At 50.4% G+C, this 17,741-nt stretch carries 26 protein-coding genes and 1 pseudogene; 8 read left to right on the top strand and 19 right to left on the bottom strand.

The genetic code is table 11. The features are described from left to right. Nucleotides 1–61: 61 nt before the first annotated feature. The 6 genes from JXQ78_RS18700 to JXQ78_RS18675 all read right to left on the bottom strand — a co-directional run bounded on the left by JXQ78_RS18700 (nucleotide 62) and on the right by JXQ78_RS18675 (nucleotide 3,911). Nucleotides 62–880, bottom strand: a complete 819-nt coding sequence (locus JXQ78_RS18700; protein WP_330633684.1) for a phosphoadenosine phosphosulfate reductase domain-containing protein — start codon at nucleotides 878–880, stop codon at nucleotides 62–64. Beyond that, entirely contained in the window at nucleotides 874–1,566 is a 693-nt protein-coding gene (locus JXQ78_RS18695; RefSeq protein ID WP_330633683.1) for a hypothetical protein, read from the bottom strand. The genes JXQ78_RS18700 and JXQ78_RS18695 overlap by 7 nt, the downstream gene beginning before the upstream one ends. A gap of 90 nt (nucleotides 1,567–1,656) precedes the next feature. Next, complete coding sequence (locus tag JXQ78_RS18690) at nucleotides 1,657–2,541, bottom strand: hypothetical protein (RefSeq protein ID WP_330633682.1); 885 nt, start codon at nucleotides 2,539–2,541, stop codon at nucleotides 1,657–1,659. A 4-nt stretch (nucleotides 2,542–2,545) separates the two neighbouring features. After that, a complete protein-coding gene (locus JXQ78_RS18685; protein WP_330633681.1) occupies nucleotides 2,546–2,941 on the bottom strand; it encodes a hypothetical protein in 396 nt (131 codons plus the stop codon). A gap of 2 nt (nucleotides 2,942–2,943) precedes the next feature. Continuing rightward, on the bottom strand, nucleotides 2,944–3,594 hold the full coding sequence (locus tag JXQ78_RS18680; protein WP_330633680.1) for a hypothetical protein: 651 nt from the start codon (nucleotides 3,592–3,594) through the stop codon (nucleotides 2,944–2,946). Further along, complete coding sequence (locus JXQ78_RS18675; RefSeq protein WP_330633679.1) at nucleotides 3,591–3,911, bottom strand: hypothetical protein; 321 nt, start codon at nucleotides 3,909–3,911, stop codon at nucleotides 3,591–3,593. Before JXQ78_RS18675 ends, JXQ78_RS18680 begins: the two co-directional genes overlap by 4 nt. A 147-nt stretch (nucleotides 3,912–4,058) precedes the next feature. On the opposite strand from JXQ78_RS18675, the gene JXQ78_RS18670 reads away from it, so the two are divergent. After that, nucleotides 4,059–4,517, top strand: a complete 459-nt coding sequence (locus JXQ78_RS18670; protein WP_330633678.1) for a hypothetical protein — start codon at nucleotides 4,059–4,061, stop codon at nucleotides 4,515–4,517. Nucleotides 4,518–4,553: 36 nt separating this feature from the next. Continuing rightward, complete coding sequence (locus JXQ78_RS18665) at nucleotides 4,554–4,778, top strand: helix-turn-helix domain-containing protein (protein ID WP_330633677.1); 225 nt, start codon at nucleotides 4,554–4,556, stop codon at nucleotides 4,776–4,778. A gap of 49 nt (nucleotides 4,779–4,827) precedes the next feature. Here the strand turns inward: JXQ78_RS18665 and JXQ78_RS18660 are convergent, their stop codons facing one another. Further along, nucleotides 4,828–5,121 carry a PadR family transcriptional regulator gene (locus JXQ78_RS18660; RefSeq protein WP_330633676.1) on the bottom strand — a complete coding sequence of 98 codons (294 nt, stop codon included), beginning with the start codon at nucleotides 5,119–5,121 and terminating at the stop codon, nucleotides 4,828–4,830. Between the two features lie 656 nt (nucleotides 5,122–5,777). Between JXQ78_RS18660 and JXQ78_RS18655 the strand changes: the two genes are divergently transcribed. Then, nucleotides 5,778–7,004, top strand: coding sequence for a Cdc6/Cdc18 family protein (locus JXQ78_RS18655; RefSeq protein ID WP_330633675.1), 1,227 nt, complete (start codon nucleotides 5,778–5,780; stop codon nucleotides 7,002–7,004). 230 nt (nucleotides 7,005–7,234) lie between these two features. On the opposite strand, the gene JXQ78_RS18650 is transcribed toward JXQ78_RS18655, so the two are convergent. The 6 genes and pseudogenes from JXQ78_RS18650 to JXQ78_RS18625 form a co-directional block, all read right to left on the bottom strand. Further along, entirely contained in the window at nucleotides 7,235–8,611 is a 1,377-nt protein-coding gene (locus JXQ78_RS18650; protein ID WP_330633674.1) for a type IV secretory system conjugative DNA transfer family protein, read from the bottom strand. A gap of 294 nt (nucleotides 8,612–8,905) precedes the next feature. Next, nucleotides 8,906–9,361 (bottom strand): hypothetical protein, encoded by a 456-nt coding sequence (locus JXQ78_RS18645; RefSeq protein WP_330633673.1) that lies wholly within the window; start codon nucleotides 9,359–9,361, stop codon nucleotides 8,906–8,908. Then, the gene (locus tag JXQ78_RS18640) at nucleotides 9,358–9,720 is read right to left on the bottom strand and encodes a hypothetical protein (RefSeq protein ID WP_330633672.1); all 363 of its coding nucleotides are present in this window, start codon (nucleotides 9,718–9,720) and stop codon (nucleotides 9,358–9,360) included. The genes JXQ78_RS18645 and JXQ78_RS18640 overlap by 4 nt, the downstream gene beginning before the upstream one ends. A 218-nt stretch (nucleotides 9,721–9,938) precedes the next feature. Then, nucleotides 9,939–10,316: a PadR family transcriptional regulator gene (locus JXQ78_RS18635; protein ID WP_330633671.1), complete on the bottom strand. Its 378-nt coding sequence runs from the start codon at nucleotides 10,314–10,316 to the stop codon at nucleotides 9,939–9,941. Then, a complete protein-coding gene (locus tag JXQ78_RS18630) occupies nucleotides 10,316–10,969 on the bottom strand; it encodes a transcription initiation factor IIB (protein WP_330633759.1) in 654 nt (217 codons plus the stop codon). The genes JXQ78_RS18635 and JXQ78_RS18630 overlap by 1 nt, the downstream gene beginning before the upstream one ends. A gap of 126 nt (nucleotides 10,970–11,095) precedes the next feature. After that, nucleotides 11,096–11,272, bottom strand: a pseudogene (locus JXQ78_RS18625) (transcription initiation factor IIB 2); the annotation flags it as partial. A gap of 160 nt (nucleotides 11,273–11,432) precedes the next feature. Between JXQ78_RS18625 and JXQ78_RS18620 the strand changes: the two are divergent. Then, on the top strand, nucleotides 11,433–12,056 hold the full coding sequence (locus JXQ78_RS18620; protein WP_330633670.1) for an ArsR family transcriptional regulator: 624 nt from the start codon (nucleotides 11,433–11,435) through the stop codon (nucleotides 12,054–12,056). Between the two features lie 120 nt (nucleotides 12,057–12,176). Further along, nucleotides 12,177–12,401 carry a hypothetical protein gene (locus JXQ78_RS18615; protein WP_330633669.1) on the top strand — a complete coding sequence of 75 codons (225 nt, stop codon included), beginning with the start codon at nucleotides 12,177–12,179 and terminating at the stop codon, nucleotides 12,399–12,401. On the opposite strand, the gene JXQ78_RS18610 is transcribed toward JXQ78_RS18615, so the two are convergent. From JXQ78_RS18610 to JXQ78_RS19155, 6 genes are all read right to left on the bottom strand, one after another. Next, nucleotides 12,383–13,858, bottom strand: coding sequence for a hypothetical protein (locus JXQ78_RS18610; RefSeq protein WP_330633668.1), 1,476 nt, complete (start codon nucleotides 13,856–13,858; stop codon nucleotides 12,383–12,385). The genes JXQ78_RS18615 and JXQ78_RS18610 overlap by 19 nt on opposite strands. Before the next feature lie 69 nt (nucleotides 13,859–13,927). Then, nucleotides 13,928–14,155, bottom strand: a complete 228-nt coding sequence (locus tag JXQ78_RS18605; protein ID WP_330633667.1) for a helix-turn-helix domain-containing protein — start codon at nucleotides 14,153–14,155, stop codon at nucleotides 13,928–13,930. 3 nt (nucleotides 14,156–14,158) lie between these two features. After that, complete coding sequence (locus tag JXQ78_RS18600) at nucleotides 14,159–15,028, bottom strand: hypothetical protein (RefSeq protein WP_330633666.1); 870 nt, start codon at nucleotides 15,026–15,028, stop codon at nucleotides 14,159–14,161. A 173-nt stretch (nucleotides 15,029–15,201) separates the two neighbouring features. Continuing rightward, entirely contained in the window at nucleotides 15,202–15,585 is a 384-nt protein-coding gene (locus JXQ78_RS18595) for an ArsR/SmtB family transcription factor (protein WP_330633665.1), read from the bottom strand. 145 nt (nucleotides 15,586–15,730) lie between these two features. After that, nucleotides 15,731–15,958, bottom strand: coding sequence for a hypothetical protein (locus JXQ78_RS18590; RefSeq protein WP_330633664.1), 228 nt, complete (start codon nucleotides 15,956–15,958; stop codon nucleotides 15,731–15,733). Nucleotides 15,959–16,029: 71 nt separating this feature from the next. Further along, entirely contained in the window at nucleotides 16,030–16,392 is a 363-nt protein-coding gene (locus JXQ78_RS19155; RefSeq protein WP_407934095.1) for an SWIM zinc finger family protein, read from the bottom strand. A gap of 324 nt (nucleotides 16,393–16,716) precedes the next feature. On the opposite strand from JXQ78_RS19155, the gene JXQ78_RS18585 reads away from it, so the two are divergent. The 3 genes from JXQ78_RS18585 (at nucleotide 16,717) to JXQ78_RS18575 (ending at nucleotide 17,568) form a co-directional block, all read left to right on the top strand. Then, the gene (locus tag JXQ78_RS18585) at nucleotides 16,717–17,037 is read left to right on the top strand and encodes a hypothetical protein (protein ID WP_330633663.1); all 321 of its coding nucleotides are present in this window, start codon (nucleotides 16,717–16,719) and stop codon (nucleotides 17,035–17,037) included. Then, nucleotides 17,030–17,185, top strand: coding sequence for a hypothetical protein (locus tag JXQ78_RS18580; RefSeq protein WP_330633662.1), 156 nt, complete (start codon nucleotides 17,030–17,032; stop codon nucleotides 17,183–17,185). The genes JXQ78_RS18585 and JXQ78_RS18580 overlap by 8 nt, the downstream gene beginning before the upstream one ends. Before the next feature lie 152 nt (nucleotides 17,186–17,337). Next, entirely contained in the window at nucleotides 17,338–17,568 is a 231-nt protein-coding gene (locus tag JXQ78_RS18575; protein ID WP_330633661.1) for a hypothetical protein, read from the top strand. Nucleotides 17,569–17,741 lie beyond the last annotated feature (173 nt).

The following is a 17,741-nucleotide window of genomic DNA, read 5'->3' as shown; positions in this document are numbered from 1 at the left end:
CCACAGTCTGTACCACACCGGCTTAAAAGCTGTGGAATACTATCTAAAAAGATGTGGTACACTACCGACGTTTTTGCAATTTGTTTTTCGTTCTCCACTCAGCAATACCCATCACAGCTCCAGCGAGATCCTCGAACTCTGGGTCATGGAACGTTGTAAACCGCGCTCGTTCGTATGAGCGAGGTCCACCGTTACCGATCACCGTTGCCGCTCGATCGTAGTGGTCAGGATATGGGATCTCCCAATCGACGATAAATGCCCACACGTCGCGAGCTGACCACTCTCGTATCGGAAACGCTGCTGGTTGATCGAGGGATTCACCGAATAGCCCACTCTGCTCAAGCTTCCGAGCTCGTTTGCCGCTCTCCTGCGATCGGAGGCCGAGGATCTGAATCCCAACGTGATCGGCACGGCGTAACGCTCCAGCCTGTCGTGCCAAGCTCCCATCCGAGTCGGAGATGTCATCACCGTGAACGAGGGTATGCCAAAATCCGTCGGCTTGGGGATATCGTACCACTTGGGCATATCCTCGTGACGCCACATACAGCCGGTCGTCTGGAACGAACTGCCGGATATTGTCCACGAGTTGCTGTGCGATCTCTCTTGGAATCAACCGGCTCCCCCAGTCCCAATGGAAGACACGATGATCGCAATCAGCCATGTCGGCAAGCGCTAACAGCGCCATCGAATCCTTGCCACCGGAACAGGAAACCACAGCCGTCGGATCGGATCGATAGACACGTTCGATCTCCGATAGTGTCTCTTGGACTCGGTCGAGCTGCTGATCAGCATGAGACTGAAACGCCCGACGAGTCCGCTCGGGCATCCCATCGACACCATCGCCGAGCTCGATCGGTGACGGGTCCGGATGCTCTACCATCCGGACACCTTCACTCCTGGTGGCGCACACTCGCGCGCCCATCGCCGATAATGATATGGTGTCTTGTACGTGAGCGTCTCTGTATCAGCTGACCAGTCCAACTGCTCGACCGGTATCGGACGCATTGCAACGTCTTCAGTTGGATGTATGACAGAGTAGTCCGCGTCGATCGTTCGGAAGCCCCAGTCCTGAACTCGGCCGAACCCTGCACTGGTTTTCTTCCCAAGATCCGTGAAATGCTTCTCGAAGAGTTGTTCGAGTCGCTCCCGATCACCCCGGAAGTAAAACGTGCAACGACGAGCTGGCTGGTAGATGATATCGATCATTCGAGATTTGAACTGTCCGCCGCCGATCGGGATTTTTGATCGTGGACGATTGCTTCGGACAGAGTGGGCTCGCACCTTATCGTAGCTACTGTACAATGTCGTCTCTACGGTCCGATCCGTATCCAACTGTGAGACGGATGCATGAGCGATCCCATCCGTGTAGTCTAATCCAGTTTCGATGATGCCCTCTTCACGGAGATCGATTGGGCCAGAGTCATCCATCCGAGCAACGTAGTCATCGAACTCTCGGCCGACGGCATCAATCAGCGCCAGCCGTGCGACAATCCCTTCGCCGTTAATCCATCGATAGCCTAGAGCCACTCCCGAACCCAATTCGATGGTCAACTGGAGATTGTCCATTAATCAGCCGCCTCCGTTTGGCCCTGGTGATTCAACGTTTGGAGGAGTCCGACGCTTCGAACGGAGTCTAAGCAGGCAATGCATTATTGATCACTTCTTTGAGAGCGTGTCGAGTGCCTCGATAATCTCATCACCCGATTCTTCAACGTAGTCGACATAGCGATCACTCTGCGATAGATCGGCGTCGTAGTCGATATCTATCCTCCCAAGTCCTGCGGCCGACATTCCTCCAATGATACCGTCATCCTGCCATAGTCGGAGGCCGTGCAGTAAACACGAATAAGCCAACTCCGACGTGAATGACTCAGTGCGAACTGAGTGCTCGAACCGTGCACCTGGCACGATCGTATCGAAATGATAGATCATTTTCTGGCTGCCAGGATCTTCCTGGGAACCATCACCGTCAAAGTTGAACCCGAAGTCAGTGTCTATCCCAGTATCGTCTGGCTCGTCGTGTCTGCGTGTCTGAAACATCTTATCGACAAACTGCCGCCATGAGATGTCAGATTGTTCGTCTGTCCGCCAGTTATTCTCCTCACACACGAGTATCATGTGATGGACGTTCACCGAACCACCAAACATCTGACTTCCCGTCGAGCCGCCGAGAAGGTCGATTACAGGAAATGCATCCCGGACCTCTCGACGCAATTCTACATCGATATTTGAATTCCCGCTTGCCTTCTCCAAGACGCCGCCGGCGCGAAGAAGATGGAATAATCGTTCGTCGCGGACGGTATAGTCGAGTCGATCGAGGAGGTCTTCAGCAAGGAGCCGTCGGAGATGCCCTCGTACCGAATTGCCGGCTATGAACGGCACATCCTCGAACTGATCCTCACTAGGGCGATAGATCTTCTCGGTCCGAAGCAGTTGTCTGTTTCCCGTTTGGTGATCAGCTCCAGAGTGGATCTGTGAGATTGCCGTCGAATTTCCACTCACAGTTTGTACTTCTCCCAACTCATCGAGATTGTCTACCATATGATTAATCCTCCGTGATGAAATCCGTCAGTTTGCTCGTCGTCGGTTCTGGATCTGGATCTGAATCTTTCTTATCCTCGAAGTAGTTCTGAACTGTCTCGTCAGTCTTATTGACAATCCAAACCTCTTCGCGACGGAGGATTCGCATCGATTGATCCTCGTCAGTCACAAGCGGATCAAGGTCTGCCGTCGGTAGTTTAGGAACTGCCTGCCCGAGGCCCTTAGCAAGCTTGTCGAGCGCCTCATGGACTCCACCCGCACGGGTCGCCACTTCAACCCGTTCGCCGAACGTATCGGCGCGTGACTTCTTTTGACCTGAGAATTTGTCCCAATCCGTTTGCAGCCAAAACTCTGCAAGAACCGTTATCCAATGCCGTTCGATCTGTTCTTTCGTAACCATTGTTAGTCGATTAATTGCACTGCAATCCGCCAGTCTTCGCGACCAGCAAGATCATTCGTTAGATGTCGATACTCATCGCGACCGATGTCATAGCGGGAGAGATCACCCGCTGTCGGGCCGTGGATTAGGGAGCGTTTCGATGGGGCATCCTCACGCGACCGTAGATCCCGACCAAACGCGACCATCTCCGCGAACTCCTGCCGATCGATACCGACAGTGTGTTTGTCCACAAGCATCCGGTAGTGCTGTCGTGAAGTGTTGAGACGCTGGGCTACAATCCAGCCGTTTAACACCGTCAGAAAGTCGGACCCGTCTTTGTATTGTACCATCCACGGACCCTCTGGCGGATCGAGGAGCACGTCGATCAGCTCTGGACGCTCTTTGATCACTTCGATACCATCGGATGTTGCGACCCAATGGTAGCGCCGATAATCCATCTGACCAGCCAGATACTCACAACGCCAGCAGACGCCATCGCCAGCGTCCAGCTCTGGATCAGTCGTGAATGAAGCACTGAAAACACCATTCGTACCAGTGATCGGTTTAACTGGTCCACCCAGTCCACAGATCATGCACATCTCATCGACGGGCACGATTGCCGGCTCTGGAACACTATCTGCATCGGCGATCATCCCAGATAGGCAGTCTCTCATCGTTCATCAGGAATGACCGCAACAATCCAATCGTGAGATCCGTCCGTTGCATAGTGGATTGTCGTCCCGTCATCAAGCGACCGAACACGATCCTTATGGCCACCAAACTGGGTCATCGGTCCCTCTGGATGCCGGAGTGTCTTTCCACCGTCTCCGTCGAGGCTTAGATATCCGTCACCTGGATCACGAACGTACAGTCGATCTTTCCCATGCTTCTGCCACCGAGAAAAGATCGACCGATCATACGCAACGTCGTCGTCATCAACCCGTGCTGGGCCGTCACGAAACGCTGTTATTCTATCTTCTATCCCTGACATGCTACACAATAGTGTTATGCAGCAATCCACATAAAGGTTTGTCAAGAGGTGAAGTTCTCTCAAATCTCGAAGCGAGAGGTTCTCAGCAGTGGATTTCACCCCTTGTGTAAACATTAGATTGATAGGGGCCGAATGCTTACACAAGACATGGAGAAACAGACAATTCCCACATATCTCACAGAAGGAATTGACCGGCAAAAGAATCCCCAGCTCGAGGAGATAGCTGAGTTTATCGAACAACTCCTAGAGTGGCACAAGGGAGACATCGCTAACTACCTCACCGAAGGGATCCCAAAACAAGACCCAGAGACGTTGGAGGCAATTCAGGAACAGATATCCGAACAAATGGAGCGAAACCTGGAGATTACCGAAGACGATCTCCCGGACAATGCTGAGCCGGTCGATGACGAACTAGAATCGTTCGACGTCGAGCGGGACGAACTCGATATTGCTTCAGGTTCATCGGTTTATGTCTACTCGCAACGAAGAAACTGCAACAAGCCCCACTGTAGCTGTAACAACGGCAAAGGGCATGGACCATATCTCTATGCGTATTTTCGGGGCCCCGATGGCCGGCTCAAATCAAAGTATCTCAGTAAGCATTGAAACAAGAGATAAACCACTGGTCGAACAACCACGTTTATGCCCGAACAGATGACTCGTGCTGAGGAACTCAACGAGCTCGGAGGGATCCCCGAGAAACGAGCTCAAGTAGTTGCGTTGATTGAGAAAGGGTTTACACATCAGGAGGTTGCTGATGAACTCGGGATGGAACATCGCTCGGAGGTGGGCGTCCATGTTGATCGGTACCGCAACCAGGATCTGCCTGGAGCAAAGTGGCTCGTCGAGAAAGGTCCACGAATTTAATCGGCTTGTGTAATGTTACCCTATCACCGCCCAAGATTTACACAAGGCCTCAACTGGTAACCGGCACTTTGAGATTGATATACTGCGCTTCCCATTCGTTGCGTGCATCGATCTCACGCCACCCCCGTCGAGTTACTTCGTATGAATTTGTCCGACGGTCCTTTTGGCTCTTCTCCACGAGGCCCTTCTCAACTAGAGTATCGAGATTTGGGTACAGCCGGCCGTGGTGGATCTCCTTTTCGTAGTACTCCTCGAGTTCCTCTTTGATCGCGAGCCCGTGCGGTTCATCGCTTCCCGCGATGACGTACAGCAAGTCTCGTTGAAAGCCTGTAAGATCGAACATATCCTATATCTCTAGTATATATGTAAATGCCTTTTGTCTGTTCGAGTCACCGGGACCGCCGTCGCCAGTTACCAAACGATCTCAGGGATCACGGATTCTTTTTGTCTTCTCATCCGATGCGTCCGATGCGTCCGGTGCAAGAATCATTTAAGTGAACACACACCCCGTCACGTCCGATGCAGATATCTAGACCGGGCACCGGTGCGTCCGGTGCGTCCGATGCAATTTTTCTTTAAGTACACACACACCCCACTACGTCCGATGCAATCTAGGATAGAGGGGGGGTGGAATAGAGAAGCGTCTCTAGATAGCAGAAATCTTTATTAGTTAGTGGTACGAAAAGCAACCGTAGAAGATAAAAACGTGTTATTAACAAGGACTAGTTTTGTGAATAATTTGGTTTGCTAGTCCGAACTGTTTTTCGGCAACGGTTGATCTAGTTTGCATCGGACGTAGTAGGGTGTGTGTGTTCACCACCGCGTCAAGATTGTAAATCCGATATTTTTCCGCTTTACACATCATAAGCGACCCGTTTTTGAATAAGTGCTGCTATAGCATCGGATGCTTCGGACGCATCGGACGGAAAGACTGCCTAGTGGACGCATCGGACGCACCGGACGGTAACCTTTATAATGTCCCTGGTTCACAGGGCGAGCATGGGAATGTTTGATCGGTCTTCGTTGGTCTTTGAGGATGCGATGGTCCTTGACGAAGAATACCTCCCCGACGACATCCGTGAACGGGACGAGGAACTTGAAAAGTACCGACGAGCTCTCCAACCGGTAATCGATAACCGACCGTTTTCGAATATCTTCGTCTACGGCAAGACCGGGACGGGAAAGACTGTCGCTACTCGATACATTCTAGATCATTTGCAGAAAGACGCAGCTCGGTACGACGATCTTGACCTTTCTGTTGTTTGGGTCGGCTGCGAGAACCTAAACACATCGTACCAAGTTGCTCTCTCCCTCGTTAATGAACTCCGTTCTGGAGAACGGATCAATCCAGGATACAGTCAACAGGCGGTGTTCGAGATGCTGTACGACGAGCTCGACGCAATCGGTGGGACTGTTATCATAGTTCTGGACGAGATCGACAATATCGGTGCAAATGACGACATACTCTATGGGATCCCACGCGCCCGCGCAAATGGGTATGTAGAGAACTGCCGGCCACTCGTGATCGGGATCTCAAATGATTTCCAGTTTAAAGACAGGCTGTCACCGAAAGTCCGGGATACACTCTGTGAGTCCGAGATCTTGTTTCCGCCCTATGACGCCACAGAGCTCAAGAGTATTCTCAGACCGCGAGCAGAAATGGCGTTTATCGATGGCGTCCTCAAGGAAGGCGTGGTCCCTCTGTGCTCGGCATATGCTGCACAGGATACTGGGAGTGCTCGACAGGCCTTGCGACTTCTCTATCTCGCTGGGAAGAATGCAAGCGACAATGACGATGAGATTATCACAGACTCTCATGTACGGGCAGCCAAAGAGGACCTCGACGAATCTAAGGTCTTCGAGGGGATGGAGAAACTAACGACTCAGGGCCACGCTGTGTTGCTCTCCCTTGTTAGCTTCGCCACAACGGATAACACTCCTGTTCGGACTCGCGATATCCACAGTAGGTATAAAACGATCGCTCAGAAAGTCGGCATCGACACGATCGTGAATCGCCGTGTTCGCGCTCATCTGTCCGATCTATCGATGATTGGACTCATCGAGACGAATCAACAAAACGAAGGGGGAAACTCTGGTCGATACAACGAATATGAGTTAAAGGTACCGCTCCAGAAAACCCTCGAGGTGCTTGGCGATGATCCCCGGTTTGCAGAAATTGTCGAAACCTTTCGAGAGCAAGCGCTGGACAACCAGCAAATGAGTTGACTCTGATGAGTGATATACTACTTTGAAGGAATACCTGTGTTGCCACAGGTGCGCAGTCTAATGGCTCGAAAGCCAATATCCAGTTAGTAGAACAGTACTATAAATGTTATCCTTTATAATGACAAAATTATATTTAGGGATACGATATAGTATCATTTGCCTGGGACTGCTGGACCCTTGATGACATACTGTCAACTAAAAATATGACTGTATTAAGCCCATGCACTTGTTCAGGGAGTATCATTAATGTGTTTTCGAGCGAATCGTCTGAATCGTGACTCGGCAGTTAGTCCTTCGTCCGGTTGTGGAAGGGCTGTCTTCGATATGTCCGGCTCTTCGAGTTTACCAAGCCACCATCCTTCGCGAGATTGAATGAGTGCCTCACCGATATCGAGGCTCATCAGATCCCCCGACACGATCGGCTGCTGGACAGCGATCGACGTGGACACGCGTTGGTCATCTGGGTCAGAGCCAGCAGACAGCGACTGTCGTTTCATTTCGTATCGACCAATCCCGGAGAGCACCAAATCCGCTGTCTCCATATCGCTCAGTCTGAAGGCCGCTCTGTTTGGACAATTTGTCCACAGTGATTTGGCTAGGTCACCGTACCGATCCTCTACTTGATGAAGATCCTGAGCAACGAGCACACCGACGACTCCCGCCGACCGGCCAGCGCTCGCGAGCCCGGGAAGGTTCTCGATCCGCGGCAACTTATCGAACTCGTCCAGGAGAAACTGCTGTTTCCCCTCTGCTCCATAGGACAAGTCGATTGCTGACTGAAGAAATAGCCGCCAGAATGGGGCAGCATGGCGATCACGACGGATGTTATCACAGACGATTACCTTCTCATCTGGTTCGGCAAGATATTCTTTGAGGGAAACTCGAGGGAGATCGTCGTCAACAATATCCGATAGGAAGAGTGGCCGCAACTGGTTCAACATTGTGGTCTGAACAGCTGATCGATCTTCCTCATCCATATCCCTTATTGGACGAGTTATCGACCTGGTTCGATCTTTTGACAGCTCTTCGCAATTTTTCACCAGTCGCATAGGGCCTCGTGTTGCGATATCAGGCAGCGCAGCGAAGTCTTTCTCCTCGATCATCGTAACCACTAGCGCACACATGAGAAGTGTCTGAGCTGGCTGAAACCAACCCGTCTCCTTCGCATCGCGGCTGCGAAACAATCCCCGTGACAGCGTTTCTAAACCCCTCAGTGTCCGCCCAAAATCGAGCAGCGGATCCCAGCGATGTGTTGAGTTTCTTGAAGAGATCTTGACGACGTCCTGGTCGCGGCGATTTTCGAAAAACTCGACAAATTCGTTGTCGGTATCAGCCTCCGACAGGGCATGCGCGATCACGGCACCGTCGAAATCCCATTTGTCTATTCGCTCTTTAACGAAGGTTGATTTCCCATTTCCTGTTTGCCCAATGATCATGGTAGAGACATCGTCGTGCAGCGTTGGAGTTGGCGGCCCGGATGGGTCGCGCTTATCGATTCGTTCGATGGGAACATCGCTATTTGCAAGCCGGGAACGAACGGACTCGCGAACCCCGCTACTCACGTACTGCTCGCGACCGGACTCGACTGTCGTCGTTGTCGTTGTCACTTTCGGAAGCAAAAACCACCCGACTACGCAACCGATGACGAATGTTAACAGCCAGGCAGGAACCGATGCTACCGCGTTGATGAACAAAAATGTATGTGTCATGGGTACCTCGAAAGTTGGGCTATTTCGCTCTGCTGCCCGTGGTTGATGCGCCCAACCTTCCACGAGGAGGAGGGTGTAATTCCCCTCGTGCAATTAGTCCATGAATTGCATATAGTATAAAACTTATGGAAATACAAATTTTATAATAATTTCAGCTATAGCTATAGATATAGGGCTCACTTATTCGTGTGGTTACTCGAGGAGCTGTGCGGCAAGAGCCGGCCGTTGGAGACGCAGCCCGGCCACCGTCAGGTTTTCTAGTCGTCGCTCCTCATTTTGAATCTCATCCTCTATCGAATCGATTGGGAGGCCCAATCTCTGGGCTGGAATCGATTCTTTCGTTTCGCCGTCTTTCACGACCTCCTCCACGATACCGTCCGGAGTCTCCCGAAATTGATACCAGACACTGTCACTGAAGAGGAGTCTCCCAACTTTGTGGCCGTCCTTATCGGTCACAAACGACCGACCCTTTGGCTGGGGCGGACGATCGATGCGGTCGGGTGAGATCGATCTGGAGATCATGTGGCGACACCGACGACAGGATATCTCGGTCGTTTGTGGCCCCCGGCAGCGGATTCTGAGAGCTTCACCCAACTCGAACCGATGTTCACAGTTTGGACAGACCAGTTCGGTGATGGCGACACTCATGGAAGTTCCTCCAGAATATCTCCAACTATTATCTCGAATTTGTCGTGTTGAAACCACTGTTCGTCGCCGTCGTTCGCTCTCAGATGAACACCGACATCTCGCTCCTCGAGCGGATCACGTAGATGTTCGATTTTCAGTCCTGCCGATCCAGCTGGTCCTGGGGTCCGTGGATTAAGGATTGTCCAGCACCGACCCTCCGAATCTCTAAATTGATCTCCGACGGAGTAGTCACCGACGGCCATCAACTCCGCTGATGTCCACAGTTGTGTCCCACAGTGACGACACTCGGTCTCGATTTCGACCGTTGTACCATCGCTCTCAACGACGCTGATCCTCTCGGGTTCATGGTCACAGTCCATCGATGGCCTCCTGGTCGATGATGACGATCCCACGGCACCCGAGACAACGGAAGATGGTGTTTTCAAAATCCACCGGGTCCCCGTGAAGCGGTGTCCGACAGTCGTTATGGGGACAAACGGCAGCGCCGAATACGACGCTCTGGCTGTCGACTATTCGGTGATCTGTTGTGATTGTACGACAGCGATGCGTCTCGCTGAATTCCTTGCTGATGGTATCGTTAGTCATCGTCTGAACTTTCTGGTGGGATTGCTCGGCACGCTCCGCCGCCTATATGCGTAACTGAATATTCGTCGTTCGTCAAGCTATTCTCGTCGAGAATATTACGAAACCATGAATGATACTCCCTGAGGACTGATTGTCCACGTGGAGTAATCTGGTATAGTTTCCATCGCTCGGTGGCTCTTTCAGTGACCAATCCTCTCTCTTCGAGCGATTGAAGTTGGTCGTAAATCCGAGCATAACTGACGACTCCGTCGATTTCTTGTTTAAGATCAGCGCCAATTTCCACCTCTTTCACTGGGTCTCCGTGCGACAGGAGTGTCAGCAGATCTCGCTTCGGAGCATTCAGCTCGATGAATGCTGTATGCTCACCCATCAGCACACCTCCTTGTAGAATTCTTCGAGGATCGGGTAGTGATCCTGAATGACTCGATCGTAGATATCACAGCAGTCACCGACTTCTTTCTGCGTCACCGACGGTCCACCTGTGAGTCTGTCACCCAAGTAAAGTGCAGATGCCGCAATGGTGACGGGACTAGCCCCTGAGCCGAGATACTCATCGGACGCCGAGTCAAGAATTTTTCGGGCTTTCTGGATGGACTTCTCTTGGAGCTCGAGCTCCGATCCGAACCGCTCCAGAAATGTCGATGGCTGACCGGGTTCGAGCGCGAGATTGAATTCGGCATTGATCGCACGCTTCGTTCGTGCGATGGGTGTCCGCTCGACCCGAGCAACGTGGGCGATCTCGTCGAGCGTTCGATGGAGGCTAGCTATTGCGGCCGCAATGTGCAACCCAGCAGCAGCGACTGCCTCGATCGATCGACCAACTACGATTCCAGTTTGGTGTGATTGCCTGAAGATATCGCTCGCCGTCTCACGGACATCTTTTGGAAGGCCCAGCGCTGAACCCATCCGGTCGATCTCTCCCAGCGCCTGTTTACGATACTTTGCCTTTGAGTCGGGTGTTTGTGAGCGGTGATTCCAGGTACGGAGCCGGTGCATCCGCCGGCGTTTCTGAGCCGGCAACACGTTGCCCCTCGCGTCTTTATCGGACCAACTGATGATGGTTGATAGTCCCCCATCGTGAAGCGATCGGTCCGTTGGTGGACCGACACGAGTTTTCTGTTGGCTTTCCTCGAAACTAAACGCTCGCCACTCTGGGCCGTGATCTACAGCGCTTATTTCTTCGATAAGCCCACATTCCTTACAAACCGTTTCTTCTTGTTGATTTTCCAATCTACCATCACACTCGGAACACGTTTTTTCGACTTCCTTTTCGAATTGTCCACTCGCTTCCGTTGTTACCGAGTTCGTTTGAATTGGTGTTGACATACTTGTCCCGCTATCATACACTTGACTGTATACTACAAAAGTATTTCCTAGTAATTCTGAACATTAGACTATATTAGGCGGAGCTATGGATTTTCCGCAATAACTCTTAATATTCAATCTACGCGCAAATTTCTTAGTATAGTTCCTATTATATCCAGACATGGTCACTCATCCGGAGCAGCTGACTCAGGTCGTTATTGAGGCTGGGGAAATTATTCAATCACTCAAACCAAAACGATTAGCCACTTTGTCGTTAGTGGAGGACGATACGGTTGAAACACAGCGAGAGATAGCTACTGTTCTTGGATGTTCTCCACCAACAGTTTCAAATCATCTAAAGATTTTCTCCGAGCTGCCGATTCCGATGGTTGACCGTCCAGGACCGTCAATTACACAGGCAGGACACCAGATATTAGGGCATCTAAATGAATACATGGCAGAACTTGGAACAGACCTTGATGATATCGACTGGAGTCATCCCGATGACATGGATAAAATTGATGAGTGTCTCGATCCCCTTCATACCTCGCGTGGGCCATTGCTATCCCTTGTGATCTACTCGATCGGCGTTAGGAATTCAGCAGGGGAGACGCTTAATCTGCTGCATGCCCCCGAACCTGTGCGAATCTCACCAGTAGTCGCAGACGTTAAAGAGAGACAGCAGAGAAGGGGAGAAACCGTTTCTCGTGACCAGATCCGATGGCGGTTGACGAATTTAGAGAAAGGCGGATGTATTACGATCGATGACAAAACGATCTTAATTACTGAAAAAGGAGAGGCATAGGCTCGGTTCCTAAAACGGCTTGTCGAACTTTTAGAACCAGGTAATGGATCCGAACAGTCATATTCTGAATCCAATTCGAATAAACTAACCTCGTCAAGTGATATCTCGTCCGATGGCGAAATGCCAGTAAATTTCGAAATAAAATCTGATGCAGTATCGTTTGTACCGGAGTATCAACTGGAAGATAATGCGACCTTTGCTCTCAAAAAATCTATGTCAGTAGACGAATTTGTTGAAGTGGCGGCTCAGCTTCGGCAGCAGTATCAGGGAGACGAACAAATGCAATTAAACTGGATTCTACGAGAGCAAGACGATAATTTAGAAAATCATAAACTATTAGAATAAGTCGTTTTTCGTGTCCGGTCGAGCGTCTGATGCCAATTTCTCCGCTTTCCACCGAGTCTGAAGCTTCCACGTTTTCTGAATGATTCGATCTCAGAATCAGTTACGCCCACTGGCTGGAGCCGCCGTTTGAGAGCCACTGCTTTTTGGTAAAGGTCGTCTTCGTTGTAGCAGTGCTTTGGGTCCATCTTAATACTCATAGCCACATAAAGCGCAGTAGGAGAGAACTGTCCCTCCTCCGCAAGGGAACGAATCTCACTAGCGTAATTTGAGAGGTCTGATGCCGCTTCTAGATCTTCTAGCACTTTCTGAGTAGTCTGATCTGTCCTTTCATAGTTTTCAACGATCCGTTCGGCCTCGTACCTGAGATGGTTTGGCTTGTTTTCTATGGCGTGGTTCTCAAGATAATCTAGCACTTCTTGAGTCTCGTCGGCAACCGAGGATGGATCCCATCTCTGTCCGTTTAAACCATGAGTTTTGGTGAGTAAATCAGAGAACTGTGGTATTGCGAGACGACTACCGAGGATATACCAGTCTTGATATTGCACTCCTGTTGTTTCTTGCGCAATTGTTGTTATCTGATCGAGTTTATTATTGAGGTCTGATGCTTTATCTAGGTTTGGCCTTCCTATTTGATCAATAGTATGACTGCCTTCTCTAGTTCTAAGTATATCTTCATTAAATTGGATATCACTTGAATCAATGATAGCACCGATCCCTTCCCGATCTCCCTGTCCAAGAACCCCTACAACATTATAGTCAAGTTGTTGGTCTAATTTGTGTCGAACCTCAAGAGCAGCGATGTATTTCCCGAATACTCGTTCATGCCAGGTTTTAGGATCCCCCAAGCCCCCTTCGAAGCGTTTTTGCTGCTTTCTTATTTTTTGACGTTTTCTCTCATTTAGATCCCAATTACCGAGAGAATTCCTAACTGGCTTTTGATAATCTCCTCGGTTAGTGTTTATGAAAATATCTGCGGATCTACTGACCGACTCTTGAAGTATATGGTCGGGGAGATCGTCAAGAACCTTCTGATATTTTCGGAGATACTGGTTTTGTTTAAGAGAAGGATAGAACTTGGCGTAGTCGACTCCTTTGATAATCCCCTGGCGGAGTAATTGATCACAGATCTCTCCCCGTACCTGAACTTCTTGATTACCTCGTTCTCGAATAACCCGCCCCTGCAATCGCTCCAGATCATATGAATCCATCAAGATGATAGGTGATTGGTTAGTGTTCATTAGGTATGGAAGATAGGAAAACATAGTCGTGAAACTCATACTTGGGGGGGCAAGGTAAGCGGTCTGTGTCATACGTTCGTCCCTCTTATTTATGCATTTATTTGAATTTGTAATAGTATTTTTGTCAGCAGATGAGAAATTAGACACCTCATTGGCTATATTCACCCCCGTAACAGTACCAAGAAGAGATCTTATTAGGTGTCTACGCGTAACTTCCATATACTGATTACACACTAATATCAGATAATTCTGTTGGTCAATAATGCTGCATTATAAATTTGTTCCTAATCAAATATCAGCCCCGTTCTCCACGAGCCACTTTGCGTGTTCCAGATCTTCATCGCGATATCGTTTGACATGAGTCGATACCTCGTCGGGATTCTCCATGCCAAGAATTTCGGCCACCTCTCTGTAGGAATACCCGGCGTCGACAAGGGCAACAACCCGTGCTCGTTTTGGGGGAATATTTCCCCTCTCTTGCAATATTTCCGCTAGCTCCTGAACGTCGTCAACCATCACCTAGAATGTGTGGACGCGTTTCGTATCAACTTGACCGTCGGCGGTGATCTGATAGACAAGGTGGTCTAGGTTGCATTCGAGTGATGCATCATTGCATCGCACTGTTTTCTTGTGAAAACTCACCGCATTGCCAGATTCTTCGGCTTCATCGACCGCATCTTCAACGCGATCAGGATCGAAGTCGATTCCGCTAAGATCTGGATAGGTGTCGATCAACTGTTCTCGTCGACGCTTGTGCCGACGCTGTTCTCGAATAGCATCAATTTCGTCGTTCGATTCGACGATGTCAACGAGCTCGTCAATCGTCAGTCTGGTGTCAACGTCAAACTGATCCAGAGGAGTATCCTCCCCGGCAAAGGCAAAATCGTCCTCCGTCGCTCCGAGCGCCTTTCGGAGACCCTTCCATTGGATCGTTTCCTCATCGCCCATGTGCTTCTCTTTTTTATTGGGTTTAAGAATCGTCTCCGTCTTCTCGTATTTCGTTCGGTGGCCGATCGTTCGTGTTCGTTCAGTTATTCGGAACGAGAGGTCTTTCTCCCGTTCCCTTTTGGCCATTTTCTTGCGTTCGAGCTTCCGCTTTTTCCGCCTATATTTCTTAGCGGCTTTGAGTCCAGCCTTCATCCGGTCGTACGCATCGTTGAGGGCTATCCCGTGCGTTTCTTTGCCGTTGATCGAGACCGGAGAGGAAAACATGAGTGCCTGATGATTATCATTTAATCTAGAACTTTTGCCAGACACCTCGTTATCATCCCAGGTAGCAGTCCACTCTAGGGTCCCCTGATCGGGAACTGATTTAACGACGTGGAGGGTTTCGGTGCCTTTCACGTCTACCGTTTTTTCGAATCGTTCGACATCGGGTTTTTCCACCATGCATAACAATATTGTGTATCACATCATAAAAATATTGCTATTGTTTGCATTGTTGGTATGTTATCAGTAATCGGTGTTCGTGATCAGTACACGTGTTCAGTAACCGTAACCGATAGCCGACGACCAAACGTGCTACACAAGGCCGTTAGCGAGCCCTCTAGGGGCTCGTGTTCCTAGTCTATGTCACACCCAGGGCCGACTTTGACTTGAATGCAGTCGGCTTTGGCCCGGTAAATGTCCATTTCAACCCCGTTTTCGGAGTAGGCCGTGCCCGCCGCTTCGATCAGGCCTGCCCCCTCCAGTTTGCCCACGTGGTAATGGGCGTTCTGGAGCGAGTTCCCGAGCTCGTCCCGCACTTCTGCGGGCGTTTTGGGGGCCTTTTGGATCGATTCGAGGACCTCCCGAGTAGACTCCGATGAGAGAACTTTGATTTTTTCTTGCTCATCGGATTCGATTATGAGCGTTTGGTTGGTTGTCGGTTCGACCTCCGAGCGCATGGGGAGAAGCCCGTCAAGGCCCTCCGAAACGTCGGATTCTTCGATTTGGTCTTCTTTCATAGCTTCGTAGCCTCTGAGAAGATCCCGGCCCCGTCGTCAGCGGGTTTCGCCCGGGCCTCCTCATTCATACCAAATGGTTACCTACTATTAAGTCTTGCCATATTGGTTGGCCAATGCGGCAAGGATCAATGGATGGCTAAAAAAATTATTCGGTTAGCCAGTAGATCCGATCCCGTCCAGGGACCCGAGAGGCGACTTTACCCGCAGTCTCTAAGTCTTCTAAGCGGTCACCAACTGTGTTAATAGAAGTGTCGAATCGTTCAACGACATCTGGTTTCGCGATGAATGGACTCTCCACCTCCTCGAACACGCTGAGGACATCCTCTTCGGTTAACGTCTTTACGAATCTGCCAGCTTCATCTTTCTCACGCATATTCTACTCTTGATTCACCTCCATAAATAAATCTTGCCATATTGGTTAGCCAATGCGGCAAGAGATAACGGCTACTCGCCTCTGTGCTCTCCTGTGCGACGAGCAGTTTGTTTCCAGATGGTCCAATCATCCCAGCCTGTTGCTGACACGCACTCGGGGCAAGGATACCGTGGACCCAGTGGGCCGTCACATATCCGATCATTTTCTGCGGGACAATTCGTGTTGTGAGCCACTTCAAGCGTCCGCGCAACGATCGTGGTCACGTCGTCATCAGAATAGAACGACCACAGAGCTGCGCGAATAATGTGTTTGCACACAACAGAACGGTAACGAAAGTCCGGGCATTCACAGCGTGTTTGTTGAAGATCCACCGTATAATCGGTGCCCTCCCGTGTCACACGATAGAGGCCCGGTGCAAACGGTTCGACGTCCATGGCTTCGAGCACAGCTCGCTCGAAGCGGTCGGGATCTATACTGTCGTAAGGGTTATCAACCCTTTCTGTACTAGCTTTCATTGGCTTCTTAGCCTCTAAGAAGATCCCGGTCGACTGTCGTCAGCAGTCGGCCATTTTGGTGAGCCGAGATCTTCTCAGTTACAACCACACGCCCGTACCTATTAGTTTTTGCCATTGAGTCTTGCCGCATTGGCTAACCAATATGGTAAGGCTTAATAGTAAGTATCTATTTGGTATGAATGAGAAGGCCCGGACGAAATCCGCTGACGACGGAACTGGGATCTTCTCAGAGGCTGCGAAGCTATGAAAGAAGACCAACACAAAAACACAATCTCGGGGACTGGCCCCGAATTCGACGAACTGGCAGTCGCAATATCCGAAGGGGAATTCGAACTTCGGGACGCACTCCCCGAAGAAACCAAAGATCGTATCGATTCCCTGTTCGACGCCCTGATCGATCAGACGCACGCCCTCGGACCGATCGAAGTTGGATCGGTCGAGTTTGAGGCGGTGGCCGAGGGGCACTGGTTCAATGTCCTGGAGGTCGGGGCATTTGAGGCTGACCTGAGCAGAAGAGGGCGAGAGAAAACTCTTGAAGTCCAGGAGCTGTTCATGAATGACTGACTTCAATCTTCTTCGATCCCGCAAGGATGGCCAGATGTTCCTACACATCCACAGAGGGGATGAGATGACACTGCTTGTCCCCATCACAGACGACGAACGAAAAGAACTGATAGACGCTCTGGAGGGAGCCCCCGACCCGGTCAGGTAAGACTGGCTCTTCTGATTTTTCCATTGAGCCTTGCCGCATTGGCTAGCCAATATGGTAAGACTTAATAGCAAGTATCTATTTGGTATGAATGAGAAGGCCTGGACGAAGCCCGCTGACGACGGGACCGGGATCTTCTCAGAGGCTACGAAGCTATGAAAGAAGGAGAAAAAGTCGATCTCTCAAATATCGACGTAATCCAGGAGTATGGACACACAACTAAGCCGGCATGGAGTCTCGTGGTGGCGTCGGCCGGTGACAGTTTCAAAGTGATCCTCTTGAAGGATGACACGGTCCGGGAACTAATCGCAGAGAAACAATCGAAACTCGAAGCCCTCATGACGGCTGATAAGTTCCGGACAAACCACCGAGTAATCCTTGAATAGGTAACTCGGCCAATTTTTTTCTTTTTGCTGCGTTTGGTAGGGGTGTGGTTTGATCCTCGTATGGGTGTTCACTTTTTGAATATTCTAGACGTATCTCACGGATTGATTATTTTTCGTCGTGACGCCGAAACGCCGTCTGATCAAAGTCGACTAGTAAGATTCGCCCAGCTGGG

Source organism: Halocatena halophila (assembly GCA_027563145.1).
GTDB lineage: Archaea > Halobacteriota > Halobacteria > Halobacteriales > Haloarculaceae > Halocatena > Halocatena halophila.
Note: the sequence above shows the minus strand (reverse complement) of the source record. Positions and strands in the feature narration are given on the sequence as shown.